General features: G+C 34.7%; 11 protein-coding genes. 6 read left to right on the top strand and 5 right to left on the bottom strand.

Going from position 1 to position 14,856, the window contains the following annotated elements; genetic code table 11:
• Window positions 1-1,203, bottom strand: a complete 1,203-nt coding sequence (locus Q0845_RS19250; RefSeq protein ID WP_298516705.1) for a hypothetical protein — start codon at window positions 1,201-1,203, stop codon at window positions 1-3.
• Window positions 1,204-1,417: 214 nt separating this feature from the next.
• On the opposite strand from Q0845_RS19250, the gene Q0845_RS19255 reads away from it, so the two are divergent.
• Both Q0845_RS19255 and Q0845_RS19260 read left to right on the top strand, forming a co-directional pair.
• The gene (locus Q0845_RS19255; protein WP_298516707.1) at window positions 1,418-2,458 is read left to right on the top strand and encodes a sensor histidine kinase; all 1,041 of its coding nucleotides are present in this window, start codon (window positions 1,418-1,420) and stop codon (window positions 2,456-2,458) included.
• A 1-nt stretch (window position 2,459) separates the two neighbouring features.
• Window positions 2,460-3,167 (top strand): LytTR family DNA-binding domain-containing protein, encoded by a 708-nt coding sequence (locus Q0845_RS19260; RefSeq protein ID WP_298516709.1) that lies wholly within the window; start codon window positions 2,460-2,462, stop codon window positions 3,165-3,167.
• 2 nt (window positions 3,168-3,169) lie between these two features.
• On the opposite strand, the gene Q0845_RS19265 is transcribed toward Q0845_RS19260, so the two are convergent.
• The 4 genes from Q0845_RS19265 to galK are packed head-to-tail and all read right to left on the bottom strand — an operon-like array spanning window position 3,170 to window position 7,399.
• Window positions 3,170-4,186 carry a UDP-glucose--hexose-1-phosphate uridylyltransferase gene (locus Q0845_RS19265; protein ID WP_298516711.1) on the bottom strand — a complete coding sequence of 339 codons (1,017 nt, stop codon included), beginning with the start codon at window positions 4,184-4,186 and terminating at the stop codon, window positions 3,170-3,172.
• A 9-nt stretch (window positions 4,187-4,195) separates the two neighbouring features.
• Window positions 4,196-5,221, bottom strand: coding sequence for a UDP-glucose 4-epimerase GalE (gene galE, locus Q0845_RS19270; protein WP_298516713.1), 1,026 nt, complete (start codon window positions 5,219-5,221; stop codon window positions 4,196-4,198).
• Window positions 5,222-5,227: 6 nt separating this feature from the next.
• Window positions 5,228-6,235 carry a LacI family DNA-binding transcriptional regulator gene (locus Q0845_RS19275; protein WP_298516715.1) on the bottom strand — a complete coding sequence of 336 codons (1,008 nt, stop codon included), beginning with the start codon at window positions 6,233-6,235 and terminating at the stop codon, window positions 5,228-5,230.
• An 18-nt stretch (window positions 6,236-6,253) separates the two neighbouring features.
• Window positions 6,254-7,399 (bottom strand): galactokinase, encoded by a 1,146-nt coding sequence (gene galK / locus Q0845_RS19280; RefSeq protein WP_367180686.1) that lies wholly within the window; start codon window positions 7,397-7,399, stop codon window positions 6,254-6,256.
• Window positions 7,400-7,865: 466 nt separating this feature from the next.
• Between galK and Q0845_RS19285 the strand changes: the two genes are divergently transcribed.
• The 4 genes from Q0845_RS19285 to Q0845_RS19300 all read left to right on the top strand — a co-directional run bounded on the left by Q0845_RS19285 (window position 7,866) and on the right by Q0845_RS19300 (window position 14,466).
• On the top strand, window positions 7,866-8,561 hold the full coding sequence (locus tag Q0845_RS19285) for an NUDIX domain-containing protein (protein WP_298516717.1): 696 nt from the start codon (window positions 7,866-7,868) through the stop codon (window positions 8,559-8,561).
• Between the two features lie 15 nt (window positions 8,562-8,576).
• Window positions 8,577-9,593, top strand: coding sequence for a GntR family transcriptional regulator (locus Q0845_RS19290; RefSeq protein ID WP_298516719.1), 1,017 nt, complete (start codon window positions 8,577-8,579; stop codon window positions 9,591-9,593).
• A 251-nt stretch (window positions 9,594-9,844) separates the two neighbouring features.
• Entirely contained in the window at window positions 9,845-12,868 is a 3,024-nt protein-coding gene (locus Q0845_RS19295) for a TonB-dependent receptor (protein ID WP_298516721.1), read from the top strand.
• Between the two features lie 17 nt (window positions 12,869-12,885).
• The gene (locus Q0845_RS19300) at window positions 12,886-14,466 is read left to right on the top strand and encodes a RagB/SusD family nutrient uptake outer membrane protein (protein WP_298516723.1); all 1,581 of its coding nucleotides are present in this window, start codon (window positions 12,886-12,888) and stop codon (window positions 14,464-14,466) included.
• Window positions 14,467-14,856 lie beyond the last annotated feature (390 nt).

A 14,856-nucleotide genomic window follows, 5' to 3' on the forward strand; every position in this document is an offset into this window, starting at 1 on the left:
TTATCTGTTTATGTTACCTTTAGAATCATTCGGAGAAATTAAGAACCAATCATAATTTTTAAGTTCCCATGCAGTGCCTGTATCTACTTGTAATTGTTGTGTTGCAACCAACTTTTTTAGAGGTCGTAAATCAATCAATGTCCATTGGTCTTTTTTCCCTAATTGCATTAAAAAACGCGTATTCTTCCAGCCACTTTTCCCAATTTGATCTTTCCCGTTTTTATAGCGCCATACATGACGAATTGCTAAGAAATTAGTGTTATTATCTTTGGCTTTTTCGTGTAAATGTCTTCCAACATCATAGCGTCCGTATTGTGAATTTCCGTGTGTCAAATGCACGCCGCCAAGTTTTACCAAAACCTTTGGCAATTTTTCTTGTGTCGTAGCTACAGTATACAAACTATCAAACTTACGCTTCATATAGGTTGCTCGTGCAGTGCTTCCGCCTTTTTTGGTAGCGAATCGACAGTAAATTTTCCATGAATTTTTCAATTCATTAGCATAGTTTCTCAGTGTGGTTTCTTCTGATACAAGCATTAAAAAGTCGTTTATAGAAGGTTCGTTCAGCAACCAACAATACTTAGATTCACCAGAGACTTTATCTTTAAAAGCGTTCTTTTTCAAGATTTTTCTAGCTTTTTGATAGGCAGTTGTAATTTCAGATGTTTTTGTAGAAAGCGCGTACATTTTGTCGAAATGCAACAAGTATGAAAATTCATATTCACGATCAATTCCCCAAAGATTGAAGTCTAATTTTGAAGCTTCTTGGATGAATTTGACATCTGCAATTTTATCAACAAAAATAAATGGCACATACGGGAATCTACTTTTTCCGTACTTTTTGTTCAATATGCTAAGTTTGTGTTGTATTTCAGCTGGTTTTTTAGAAATATTTTCTAGAATAGAAGTCGCATAATCACCAATCTCCAAAGCAAAATTGTTGAATTCATGTGATTTTAGAATGCGTAAAAAAGCAGCTGTAAAATGACTTAACTGTTCGGATTGATGAACTTCAGCAATACCAATGAATTGACTTTCTTTTGCTCCTTGAGCCAACATTTCTTGAATGTTTTCTGAAAATTCGTAATTCTCTGATATTGAAAAATAGTGAGTGTGTTTTTGAACGTCATTCAAAGACAGCTGCTTTTGCGCATATATGGTGGTGCATATTAACAAACAAGTGAAAAATGTATATAGTTTCATGATGCGGATTTTAGAATTAATTTACAGTCCCAAAACTATATTTTGATCAAATACCAAAAAGGAGAACTCCATCAAATACAGGTCTTAAAAGATGAAACCAGAAGATGATCACGGTATTTTATTTTGTTGTGTGTGTGCTGTGTTTTGTCCTGTCAAACAGGAGTTTTGTATTTCTCGCGAAGAAATCCGTTGTTTTTATGCATATTTTTGAGATATGAATCTAAAGAATACATTTAAATATCATTTATTACTTGCTTTCATTATTATAGCCATGCATATTTTGGATGAGTATAATAAAATGGGAAGCAAAATTTTCTTTAATGAATTGGCTTTAGGGATTTCGTATTTAACAACTTTCAATATTGCTTTTTTTGGAACTTATGTATTTAATTATAAAGTGATTTGTCCGAATACCTTAGCTAAGAAAAAAATACTTCTGTTTATAATAGGTTTATTTTCATTGTCTTTTGTTTTTGCAGGGATTAGATTCCTAATGGAAGAAATTATTATGTATAGTATCACCGGATTTCATAATTATGGAGACAGAACCCGAACGTTTTGGTATTATATTTTTGACAATGCTTTTTACGCTTTAAAAGCTGGTTTGTTCAGTGCTTTTATGTATTTTCTTTTTAACTATTTAAGAAGTATGTCAAAAATTCATCAGCTTCAAATAGAACGGCAAAAAGCAGAATTAGACATCTTAAAAACACAACTCGAACCACATTTTTTATTCAATACGCTCAATATTTTCTATTCAGAATTGGCAGAAAGCAAACCAGAAACTGCTAAAGGAATTTATAAATTATCTGAATTATTACGTTATCTGACTTATGAAACCAAAGAAGACTTTATGCCATTAACGCAAGAAATAAAGTTTATCAAGGATTATATGTATTTTTATGAAAAGCGTTTTGAAAACAATTTTCATCTCGATTTTACCATAAAAGGAGCTGTTACAACACAAAAAATGCCTTCGTTAATTTTAATTCATTTTGTAGAAAATATTTTCAAGCATGGAATTATCAACGACATGGATCATCCAGCAAAAATTACCATAGACATCACCTCAGATTTTCTGGAGATTACTACAGAAAATAAAATTTCAATAGGACAGAATTATAGCGGTTCTGGAATAGGGAAGGAGAATTTGAAAAAGAGATTGCAGTTATTGTTTGAAGATGCTTATGAATTAAAACATGACGAAGCGCACGAAATATATACAGCATATTTAAAAATTCCGTTAAAAAACTAATATGAAGAATTTGAAATGTTTAATCGTAGATGACGAAACGCCACCAATACGTTTGCTAGAATCGTATATAAAGAAAGTTCCTTTTTTAGAACTGGTAGGATCAACGTCAAATCCGGTTGAAGCAATCGGAATCATTGAAAACGAAGCACTAGATTTACTCTTTTTAGACATACAAATGCCTACGATTACGGGAATTCAATTGTCTAAAATAGTCAAAGACAAAGTCAGTGTCATCTTCACTACGGCATATCCTAAATTTGCTTTAGAAAGTTATGAATTAAATGCCGTCGATTATCTATTAAAGCCTTTTGAATTTGAACGATTTTACAGTGCAGTATTAAAAGTAAAAGGAAAAAATAAGGCGCAATCTTCCACCAATACGGATGATTTCATCTTTATAAAAACGGATGGGAAAAATAACTTCGAAAAAGTGTTCCTCAATGATATTCTATACATTGAAAGTTTAAAAAATCATGTGTGTATTCATACGGTAAATAGCCAAGTTATAACCTATAACACCTTGAAAAACTTTGAAACGCAATTGTCTAAAGATTTATTTATCAAAACGCATAAATCCTATATTGTTTCCATTAAAAACATAGTAAAAACCACGACAATTTCTGTACAAATGAGTAACGGAAATGAATTGCCTATTGGCGAAACCTACAAAAAATACTTTTTTGAAATTATCAATAAGTTGATGTTTTAAGCTTAGACCAAATCTCTCAACATTTCAGCAGCTTTTTCGGCTGTGATATCGCGTTGTGGCATGGCAAACATTTCATAACCAACCATAAATTTCTTCACCGTTGCTGAACGTAATAACGGCGGATAAAAACTCATATGCCAATGCCAACCATCATTGGATTGATTATTTGTTGGTGCTTGATGAATTCCCGCAGAGTAGGGAAATGGGACATTAAATACTTTGTCATACACGCTCGTAATGGTTTTGATGGCGTCTGCGTAACTCGTAATTTCTTCCGGAGTCATTTCCAAAATATTTTTCATGGCTTTTTTGGGAACAATCATCGCTTCAAACGGCCAAACTGCCCAAAAAGGAACCAGCACTGCAAAATGCTCGTTTGCATATACAATGCGTTCTTTCTCCTGAATTTCTTGTGTTAAGTAGGCTTCTAACAAGGTTTTGCTTTGATTAGAAGCATGATATTTTGCAAAATTGTGCGTTTTCTTTTGAAGTTCTGTCGGAATGGATTTCTGTGCCCAAATTTGTCCATGTGGATGCGGATTGCTACAACCCATAATATCACCGCGATTTTCAAAAATCTGTACATTATTGATAAAATCAAGCGTAGACAATTCTGCAAACTCACGCTGCCAAGTGGTAATCACTTTTTCAATAGCAGGAATCTCCATTTTAGAAAGTGTCAATGAATGATTTGGTGAAAAACAAACCACTCTACAAATTCCTCTTTCAGCTTTAGCTTCCAACAATCCAGAAACATAATCGGCAGCTTCGGTATCTTCTTTCAAAGCAGCGTAATCGTTGGTAAATACAAAGGTATCTTCATAATTCGGGTTTACGTCTCTGCTAGCACGTGTATTTCCTGGACACAAATAACAATTTGGATCGTATTCCAAACTTACAGGCACAAACTGATCTTCTACTTTTCCTTGCCAAGGACGCTTGGTACGATGCGGTGAAACCAATACTTCATCACCTGTTAATATATTTTTTCTAATATGCGGTTCTTTCAAAATATCCATGACACAGTCTTATTCGTTCTTTAAATTTTCTTCCCATTTCCATGAGGTGGAAATCATATCATCAATGCCCAAAGTGGTTTCCCAACCTAGTTTTTCTTTCGCCATTTTTGTCGAAGCATACAAGGCAGGAACATCGCCAGCACGTCTTCCAACAATTCTATAATTCAATGGTTTTTCGGTGATTTTTTCAAAAGATTGAATCACTTCCAACACCGTATAACCATTTCCTGTTCCCAAATTGAAAATTTCCAACGCTTGCTCTTGTTCTTTGTGAATCAGTCGTTTTACAGCTTTTACATGCGCATCTGCCAAATCGACTACGTGAATATAATCGCGAATCGCCGTACCATCTTTCGTATCATAATCATCACCAAAAACCTGTAACTCTTTGCGAATTCCGGCAGCAGTTTGTGTAATATAGGGCATTAAGTTGTTTGGAATTCCGTTTGGCAATTCTCCCAAATCTCCAGAAGTATGTGCGCCAATCGGATTAAAATAACGCAAAGAAATGCTTGAAAAACCTGTGTTGGCTTTGACGATATCTTCTAAAATTTCCTCAGCAATTTTCTTTGTATTTCCATACGGAGAAAAAGGACGTTGTACTTCATTTTCTTCAGTAATTGGTAATGTTTTTGGATTGCCATATACCGTTGCAGAAGATGAAAAAATAAAATTATGTATTCCTTCCTGCAATTGTGCTTCTAGCGTATTCAGTAACGAAAAGAAGTTGTTTTTATAATACATCACAGGATTTTGAACCGATTCAGCCACAGCTTTATATGCTGCAAAATGAATGACAGCAACCGCATCTGCATGTTTTGAAAAAGCTGCTTTTGTCTTTTCGGTATCTTTCAAATCAATTTCTTCAAAAATGGGTCTAACACCCGTAATCTTTTCAATGCGATCTAGTGTTTTAATGTTCGAATTTGATAAATCGTCCAGAATGACAACTTCAAATTGATGCGTGATCAATTCTATCACAGTATGCGATCCAATATAGCCGCAACCGCCAGTAACAATTATTTTCTGTTTCATCTTGATTTAATAGGTTTTATAGTCTAAACTTGCTTTAACAGTAGCCGTTGTATAACTTTTCTGTTCATCTTTTAACAAGCGATCTAACATGAGTTGCGCCGTTTTATGTCCAATTTCAGTAGCGTGTTGATCTACAATAATCAGCGAAGGATGATTTCGTAACTGATACGTATTGCAAAAAGCTGCAATTGGAACCAATGTAGAAATATCATACTCCATTTTTTTCGCAATATTGATCGTTTTCATGATAGCAGATTCATTCACACCAAAAAAACCATCAATACTTTGGTCTTTCAATGCACTCGGAATTCGCGACGTAAAATCAATCAAATTTGGCGAGTTGATAATATGACTTGGATTCACTTCAATTCCATGATCTATCAAGGCTTGCTGATATCCTTCCAAACGTAACTTTCCTAAATGTACATCTGCAATTGACGATACCAAAGCAATATTTTTACAACCTTTATCTTGTATTAAATGTGTAGTTGCTCTGTACGAAGCTTCATAATCGTCGTTGATCACTTTGTCACACTCAATATCATTATGAATTCGATCAAAAAGTACCATTGGAAGTTCTTTATCAATGATCATATCCAAATGCGAAAACTCTTTATTGATCTGTGTTTCTTTCGCCAAACACATAATCAATCCGTCAATAAAACCGAGCGACATCGTTTTGACACATTTGATCTCTTTTTCAGTAGATTCATGCGAAATGGACGTGATAATATTATAGCCTTTTTTAGAAAGTACTTCTTCCAAACCAATCAACACTTTTGCAAAAAACGGATTCAAAATATTTGGAATAATCACGCCAATAGTTTTGGTATTTCCCTTTCGGAGTCGCACTGCATACTGATTCGGTATGTAATTGTATTTCGTAGCTACGGCTCTGACTCTCAAACGTGTTTCGTCACTAATTTCAGGATTGTTTGCCAAAGATTTTGAAACAGTAGATACCGAAACATTTAAAATTTCTGCTAATGATTTCAATGTTATTTTTGGCTTCATCTTGATCGTTTTTTATGATTAATTTTTTATAAAAGTTCCTTGACTCGGATTGACAACAATGGCTGTTAATTCTCGATGAAACGTATGTTTGTACGCTTCAGAAACTTCAGTTATATAGGCTTCCACATCATCTTCATGAATAATATTGATAGTACAACCACCAAAACCGCCGCCCATCATTCTAGAACCTAAAATATGAGTATTTGCTCTTGAAAAATCTACTAAAAAGTCTAATTCAGGACAACTCACTTCATACAAATGTTGCAAACCTTCATGCGATTGATACATTAAGTTCCCAAACGCTTCTAAATTTCCAGCTTTCAATTCTTGTACAGCTTTTAAAACACGTTCATTTTCTGAAATTACATATTGACAACGTTGATAAACGATCCTGTCTAATTGCGATTCAAATTCCTTTAATATAGACAAAGATACATCGCGTAAAGATTGTATTGCACGATATTTTTGTTGCATAATTTTTACGCCCGATTCACATTCTTCACGTCTCTTATTATATTCACTACTTGCCAAATTGTGTGAAACATTGGTATTCAATAACAAAATTTGGTACGGAGCAATATGTACAGGAATCAATTCATAATCCAATGATTGACAATCGAGTAGGAGCACATGATTTTCTTTGCTCATGACCACGGCAAACTGATCCATAATTCCACATTTTGTACCAACAAAACGATGTTCTGCATCGCGTGAAAGTCGAATCAATTCTTCAACAGGTTGTTTTAGGTTAAAAAATTCGTTTAAACCAATGGCCATACCACATTCCAATGCTGCGGACGAACTTATACCAGCACCAATAGGCAATTCACTTTCAATAATGCAATCAAAGCCAGAAAGTGTGGCATTTCTCATCAACAATTCATGAATTACACCTAAAACATAATTTTCCCATTCTTTGTCACTTTTACGTACATTTTTTAAATCGACCTGCAAAAAAGCATCGTAGCTTTTACTATAAATATTACAGGTAGTAACGGTATCATTTTTTCGAAAATAAAAGTGAATCTTCCGATCAATAGCTGTCGGTAATACAAAACCGTTATTATAATCAGTATGCTCTCCAATAAGGTTAATTCTCCCTGGAGAAGTCACCGTCAATTCTGTTTTAAAATCTTTAAAATAATGTTTGTCTAATGCTGGCACAATAAAAAATTAAGGTGCGTAAATATACAATAAAAATAATAAATGTAAATATTACGTTTATTATTTTTTCTTTTTGCTGAATTTTCTGCGAAAAGCACAACTCAATTAATTTGACTACATTTGAAAGCATTAAATAGTGGTCAGCTTGAGGTTAGAATCAGGAGAGTTTTTCTTCTTTTCCGCAGTATAGCAGGAATTTTTCGTTAAAAATTTTTGAAGCCTTGGAAAAAATTTAGAAAAGTTCATGCGGTTTTAATTTTTCCCAAAAAGAAAATTAAAAATACCTCTGGAAAAGCGCCGTTTCTTTTGTTTCTTTTCTTTGGGCGAACAAAGAAAACGAAAATAAAAAACTAAGATTCAGTTTTTTGTAAATAACATACTAAATGTTTTTAAAGTTTTATTTGAATATTATGTATGTTAAACTGGAGTATAATAGTAGTTATATTTTTTAAATCGATTTGATTATATGTGGAAAGAAGACAAATATGGTATGCATGACAAAATGTATGTGGCAACAGACTGTATTATATTTGGTTTTGATGATGGAATACTTAAATTATTAGTTTTTAAACGTAGAATAGCACCGCAAGAAGGCGCCTTATCACTCATTGGAAGTTTTGTAAAATTGGATGAAAGTGTAACGGAAGCAGCCAACAGAGTCCTAGAAGAAATCACGGGTTTACAAAATGTCTTCATGGAAGAACTCAAAACCTACAATGCTGTTGAGAGAGATGATGGATACCGATGTATTTCTATTGGGCAGTATGCGTTGATACGAATTGATGAGTACGATAAAAATTTGGTAGAAAAACACAATGCTATTTGGTATCCGTTTGATGAATTGCCTGCCTTAGTCTTAGATCACGATCAAATGGTAAAAGATGCCTTGGCACGATTGCGACGCAAAGCACGATATCAACCTATTGGATTTGAATTGCTCCCCGAAAAATTCACACTTCCACAATTGCAAATACTATACGAAGCTATCTACCAAAAGAAAATGGATTCGCGTAATTTCCGTAAAAAAGTATTGTCGTTTGGCGTATTGATTAAATTGGAAGAAAAAGACAAATCGACTTCCAAAAAAGGCGCATTCTACTATAAATTCAATCATGAAAAATATCAAGAGTTAATTGCAAAAGGTATTAACTTTGAAGTCTAAACTGTATTGCTACACATGGATGCTGTATTTGAAAAAATCATAGAACTCAAAAACGAAAGTTTACATTCCAAACATGAACAATTGGTCAATGGTATTATCAATGCTATTAATGACAAAACCTTACAAAAGGGAGATCGTTTGCCTTCAATCAATAGCACGGTAAACAAACTTGGTTTTGCTAGAAAAACGATTGTACGTGCGTATGAGGATTTAAAAAGCAAAGGTTTGGTGGAGTCCAAACAATTCAAAGGCTATTATATTTCAAACACAAATACGCGTATAAAACTCAAAGTGGCGTTACTTTTATTTGCGTTTCATTCGTTTCAAGAGGACTTTTACAATACATTTAGAAAAGAATTGGGTAAAAAATACCATATCGATGTATTTTTTCATCACAACAATCTGGATGTTTTCAAAAATATTTTAAGTACCATTACGGGGAAATACGGAATGTATGTGATTGCGCCAATTCCAACGCCTGAAATGCCAAGCATTCTAAAAAATATTCCATCGGACAAATTGTTAGTAATTGACAGATTCATTCCGATGTCAAATGAATACTCATACATTTCTCAGGAATTTGAGCATTCTACCTACAAACGTTTAGAAGAATTATTGCCAGCGATCAACAAGTACGCAAAAATGACGTTGTTCTTTCGTGATGATACCGATTATCCGATAGGAATCAAAAATGCATTTCGAAAATTCATCAAAACCTACAACATAAAAGGTACGATTGAAAAAAAATACAAGCAAGGAAGTGTCAAACCTAACACACTATATTTCTTCATCAGTGATACACATTTATGGCAGGTGTTACGCGATTGTAAATATGCAAATTATACGATAGGGAAGGACGTTGGTATTTTGGCACATAATGATAATGATGTGAAAGAAATTATCTTTGGAGGCATCACGACCATCTCTGCAGACTTTAAAAAAATGGCGCAAGAATCGGCGGCGTATGTCAAATATTTGACACCAATTCACCGAATCATTCCGTCAGAAATAAAAAGGCGTAATTCACTATAACGCAGTAATAAAAGGCTTTTACTGCATTATTTATAAATTTTTTAACTTTTTTTTGATGATTTGTTAATCATGTGAAAAATTAGTGTATATTTGTAAAGTAGCATACTGTATCACAGTTTAGTATTTCGCTGTTCAGCTAAGGTGCCAAAGCATCTTAGATTTTTTTATGAAAAAAGTAATAAGCGTAATATTTACATTTATAAAAACGAATTAATAAATTTAATCAACTAACTAACCTTAACAATATTCTTATGGATAGAAAATTAATAAGACTATTATGCTGTATGACCTTTGCCTTATTTGGTTTTGCAGTAAATGCGCAATCAGTTTCGGGGACAGTTACCGATGGAACGATTCCGCTTCCTGGCGTAAATGTTACTGTAAAAGGAACTACAAATGGTGCCGTAACTGACTTTGATGGAAAGTATTCATTAAACGATGTAAATACTGGCGACACTCTTGTGTTTAGCTATGTAGGATACAAAACTCAAGAAGTAGCCTACAATGGAGAAGCAACGCTCGATGTAACTTTAGAAGAAGATACTGCAGCTTTAGATGAAGTCGTATTGGTAGGATACGGAACTTCTAGTAAACGACAAGCAACAAGTGCAGTAAGTACCATTAAAGGAAAAGAAATTACGAATACCATTGCTGGTAATCCAACCGTAGCTTTACAAGGTAGATTGCCTGGTATACAAGTAGAAAGCTTTGGTGGACAACCTGGTGGTTCTGCCAATGTATTCATTCGTGGTATCAACTCTTTAAGCAACGCAGATCCGCTATATATTGTAGATGGATTGTTTGTCGATAATATGGATTATGTGAATCCGAAAGATATAGAAGACATTTCTGTATTAAAAGATGCTGCAGCGGCAGCTATTTACGGATCGCGAGCAGCGAATGGAGTGGTTTTAATTACAACGAATCACGGAAAAAAAGATCAAGCATTAAGAGTGAATTTTAACTCAAGAATTGGTGTCGATTCGCCAAGCAAACGATTAGACTTCATTAATGGTCAACAATATACAGATTACTTAAATCAACGATTTGCAAATGATGGTTCGTCTACAACCGTAACTTGGAATGGTGTAGATACAGATTGGCAAGAAGAATCTTTACAATCAGGAATTGTGGAAGATTATGGATTGTCCATCGCTGGTGGAGGCGAAAAATCATCATACTTCGGTTCTGTAAACTACTTCTACCAAGATGGTATCTTAGTAGGTTCAGGATTTAAGCGATTAAACGCACGATTGAACTCTAGACATGAATTAGGAAAATTTACCATCACACAGTCATTAGGTATGACAGAAGGTAAATTGCAAGAAAATAACTGGTATGGTTTTGACGGAACTACAGCGCCAACAATTGCCTTATCAGATCCAAACAATGATGGAGGATTTGCTGGGCCAACAGATCCAATTCATGGTCCTGGTGGTGTCAACCAATTCGGATTGGCTTCTTTGGAAAACAATTTAGAAACGACAAGAACCATGTTCGCAAGTTTAAAAATTGATTATGAAATCACAGAAGAACTAACAGCTTCTGTAAACTTAGGTGTAGATTATAGAAACAGAAGAAACTTCCAGTTTACGCCAACATACTTAATGACAAATCCTGTAACGAGTGGAAACAGTATTGATCCTGTTCGTAACGTAAATGAATTAAACGACTTGACAAACTTTGTACAAGATGATGTAAATCTATTGTTTGAACCAACCATTTCATACAAAAAGACATTCAACGATGTGCACAAATTCGAAGCGGTTTTAGGACATACACGTTTTATTGAAAAACAAGATAGCAATGGTGTATACGGTGAAGGAACTCCAGCAAACTCAATTCAAGTAGCAAGTGCGTTGACTTCGGTTACACAAACACTTGGTGCTAGCAATGAAGCAGCTTTACTATCATACTTTGGTAGAGTAAACTACGGATATGACAACAAATACTTATTCTCTGCAACAGTAAGACGCGATGCTTCTTCACGATTTGCAGAAGACAATAGAGTTGGTTATTTCCCAGCATTCTCAGGAGCTTGGAATGTAAGTAGCGAAGAATTCTGGAACTCAGAAACCATCAACTTCTTTAAAGTAAGAGCTTCGTATGGTGAATTAGGATCGTATCCAGATCAATTTTACCCAACACAAGCAGTTTTCTTAGCCAATCAATCTAACGCAAGTTTTGGTGGAACTACCGCAACAGGTTTAGCACAAACAACATTGGCTGATGAGAATCTAGTGTGGGAAACTACAAAAACATTTGACATTGGTATTGATATGGCGTTGTTAGATAACAAAATCAAATTCACAGCCGATTACTATTCTAAAAATGTAGAAGATGCCTTGGTGCCAATCAATGTGCCATCAACTTCAGGAGTAAGTTTGCCTGTGACCAGAAATGCAGGTACCTTAGTAAACAACGGATTTGAATTTGACTTAAGCTATAATAAATCAGAAGGAGATTTTAAATATACGATTGCAACAAACTTTTCTTTCAATCTTAAAAATGAAGCAGAAGACATTCCTGCAACGATCTTAGGACCTGGAATTGATGAAGATTTACGTGTGGTAAACAGAACGGAAGCAAACGGACCTGTAGGAGCATTTTACGGTTGGGTTGTAGAAGATAGAGTAGATCCAGCAACAGGAAACTTTGTACGAGTAGATACCAACGGAGATGGAACAGTAAACGAAGACGATCGTACAATTATTGGAGATCCAACACCAGATTTTACCTATGGTTTAAACATTACTGGAGAATACAAGAAGTTTGACTTTGCTTTAAACTTCAACGGTGTACAAGGAAATGATATTTACAACTTAAGCCGTTATTACAATATTCTTTGGCAAGATGGTGGTAAATTAACAGATGTATTAAATGCATGGACACCAACAAACACAAACACAAACATACCAATTGCTACAGAAGCAGATCCAGGAGGAAACAGGGAACCTTCTTCATTCTTCGTAGAAGACGGATCATACTTCAGACTTAAAAACCTAGAAATTGGATACAATTTTGACAATGGTTTCTTAGGTGTCGATTGGATTGCAGACGTTCGTTTATCACTAAACGTTCAAAATGTATTTGTCATCACTAACTATAGTGGTTACGATCCAGATGTTGCTTCCACAAACGGAGGTAGAGCCAACTTAAATTCAGGTGTTCCTGGATTACGACCTAATGTAAACCCATTATTAGGAAGAGGTTTGGATGCAAGAGCATATCCAAACGCACGTACATTTAGTATTGGATTACAAGCAAGTTTCTAAAATAAAAAAAATTACAGATGAAAAAATTAATGAACCTAAAATCAGTCGTTAGCTTACTAACACTCGCATTGGTATTTGTTGTAGTTGCTTGTTCTGATGATGTATTAGATCAACAAAACAACAACGCAACATCGACCGCAAACTTCGGTACTTCTGTGGAACAAGTAGAAGCCGCAGTAAACGGAGCATTTCACCCAATCACAGGAACATTTTTCTGGGGAAGAATTGTACATACTGGTGCTTTATTACGTTCGGATGAATTCAATATTTTTCCTTTCGGAAGCAACACAGCAATGTCAACATTTCAAGGAAATCCTGGCGATCGTTGGGCAACAGAACCTTGGCAAGAATTATACAAGTCGATTGCCAGATGTAACAATATTATTGTAAATACATCGACAACAGCCATTCCAACAGCAGATTACAATGCTTTGGTGGGACAAGCATATTTTTTAAGAGCATTTGATTATTGGTATTTAGTAAACCTTTACGGGAATGTTCCTTTAATTACAGATTTACCTGATTTAGATAACTTATTAGTAAATCAGGCAACAATGCAAGAAGTTTGGACGCAAATTATTGCCGATTTAGAAATGGCAGAACAAATGTTACCATCAAGCTGGTCAGGTGAAAACTTAGGGCGCCCAACGTCTGGTGCGGCGAGAGCTTTAAAAGGAAAAAGTTATTTATATATGGGCGATTGGTCTAACGCACACCAAACACTAGATGATTTAGTGGGGCAATACAGTTTATTGCCAGCAGCTCAATTTGGAGATAACTTTACAACGACGAACGAAAACAATTCAGAATCTGTATTTGAATTACAATTCTTAGGACAAGCAAACTTTGTTTGGGGATCAGACATTCCACAAACGGGAACGATGGGGAATTATCATATTGATTATGCGCCACCAGCAAAATCTCCAGATCAAAGTCACGTAGTAAATCCTTGGTTAAGAGCATTGTTTGAAGCAAACGGAGATACCTTCCGTAGAAACGAAACCTTAGCATACGATTATACTGGAGCCACAGGTTATGGTGGATTGCCATTCAATACAGACTTTGTTGATGATATTCCTGTAGCAACAGATGCAAACGTTGAACCAATCTTTTCTAAAAAATATTCAGGAATGGATTTAGGAACAAGAGGAGAAGTAGATTTCTTAGGAACAAATGTTGGTAACAACTGGCGTGTAATTCGTTATGCAGATGTATTATTAATGTTGGCAGAAGCGTTAAACGAAGATGGAATGACAATGTCAGCAGGAAACTATGTAAACATGGTTCGCGAAAGAGCAGGTTCTGGTTTAACACCAATATCAACAGCATTAAGTCAAGCAGACATGCGCCAAGCAATCATTGACGAAAGAGCTATGGAACTAGCTGGAGAAGGACATCGTTTCTTCGATTTAGTACGTTGGAATTTAGCAGATGATTATTTAGGACAAACATCATTACACGTAACCAATGGTTCACAAACATACCATCCAAAATCGTTAAGTGGCGGGACATACCAAACATCAAAACATGAATTGATATGGATACCAAATTCTGAATTAGATGCGAATCCTAATCTAACTCAGAATCCAGGATACTAAAAAAATCACTAAGTGTTAATTTAAACTATTTTGGATTAGTTTTTTAATTGAGCAAAAGTCAGGTTTTTCGAAACTTGGCTTTTCTTCAACTAATAACTTATTTTTAATGAGAGTTTGATATAAGAATCAAGATTGCGTTTTTATCTTTTCCGCAGTATAGTAGGAGCTTTTCGTTAAAAATTTTTGAAGCCTTGGAAAAAATTTAGAAAAGTTCATGCGGTTCTAGTTTTTCACTAAAAGAAAACTAGAAATACCTCTGGAAAAGCGCCATTTCTTTTGTTTCTTTTCTTTGGGCGAGCAAAGAAATCAAAGATTCATGAGTTCTTTAATTTAAAATAGAAAGCTCACGAACTAAAACGAAAATAAAAACAATAGAATTTGGTGTTTTAA

The organism is uncultured Kordia sp. (genome assembly GCF_947489565.1).
Lineage (GTDB): Bacteria > Bacteroidota > Bacteroidia > Flavobacteriales > Flavobacteriaceae > Kordia.

What these genes read in the sequence shown, in the direction of transcription:
- Q0845_RS19250 (WP_298516705.1), bottom strand. Translation starts at nt 1,203, where the DNA reads ATGAAACTATATACATTTTTCACTTGTTTGTTAATATGCACCACCATA.
- Q0845_RS19255 (WP_298516707.1), top strand. Translation starts at nt 1,418, where the DNA reads ATGAATCTAAAGAATACATTTAAATATCATTTATTACTTGCTTTCATT.
- Q0845_RS19260 (WP_298516709.1), top strand. Translation starts at nt 2,460, where the DNA reads ATGAAGAATTTGAAATGTTTAATCGTAGATGACGAAACGCCACCAATA.
- Q0845_RS19265 (WP_298516711.1), bottom strand. Translation starts at nt 4,186, where the DNA reads ATGGATATTTTGAAAGAACCGCATATTAGAAAAAATATATTAACAGGT.
- galE (WP_298516713.1), bottom strand. Translation starts at nt 5,221, where the DNA reads ATGAAACAGAAAATAATTGTTACTGGCGGTTGCGGCTATATTGGATCG.
- Q0845_RS19275 (WP_298516715.1), bottom strand. Translation starts at nt 6,235, where the DNA reads ATGAAGCCAAAAATAACATTGAAATCATTAGCAGAAATTTTAAATGTT.
- Q0845_RS19285 (WP_298516717.1), top strand. Translation starts at nt 7,866, where the DNA reads ATGTGGAAAGAAGACAAATATGGTATGCATGACAAAATGTATGTGGCA.
- Q0845_RS19290 (WP_298516719.1), top strand. Translation starts at nt 8,577, where the DNA reads ATGGATGCTGTATTTGAAAAAATCATAGAACTCAAAAACGAAAGTTTA.
- Q0845_RS19295 (WP_298516721.1), top strand. Translation starts at nt 9,845, where the DNA reads ATGGATAGAAAATTAATAAGACTATTATGCTGTATGACCTTTGCCTTA.
- Q0845_RS19300 (WP_298516723.1), top strand. Translation starts at nt 12,886, where the DNA reads ATGAAAAAATTAATGAACCTAAAATCAGTCGTTAGCTTACTAACACTC.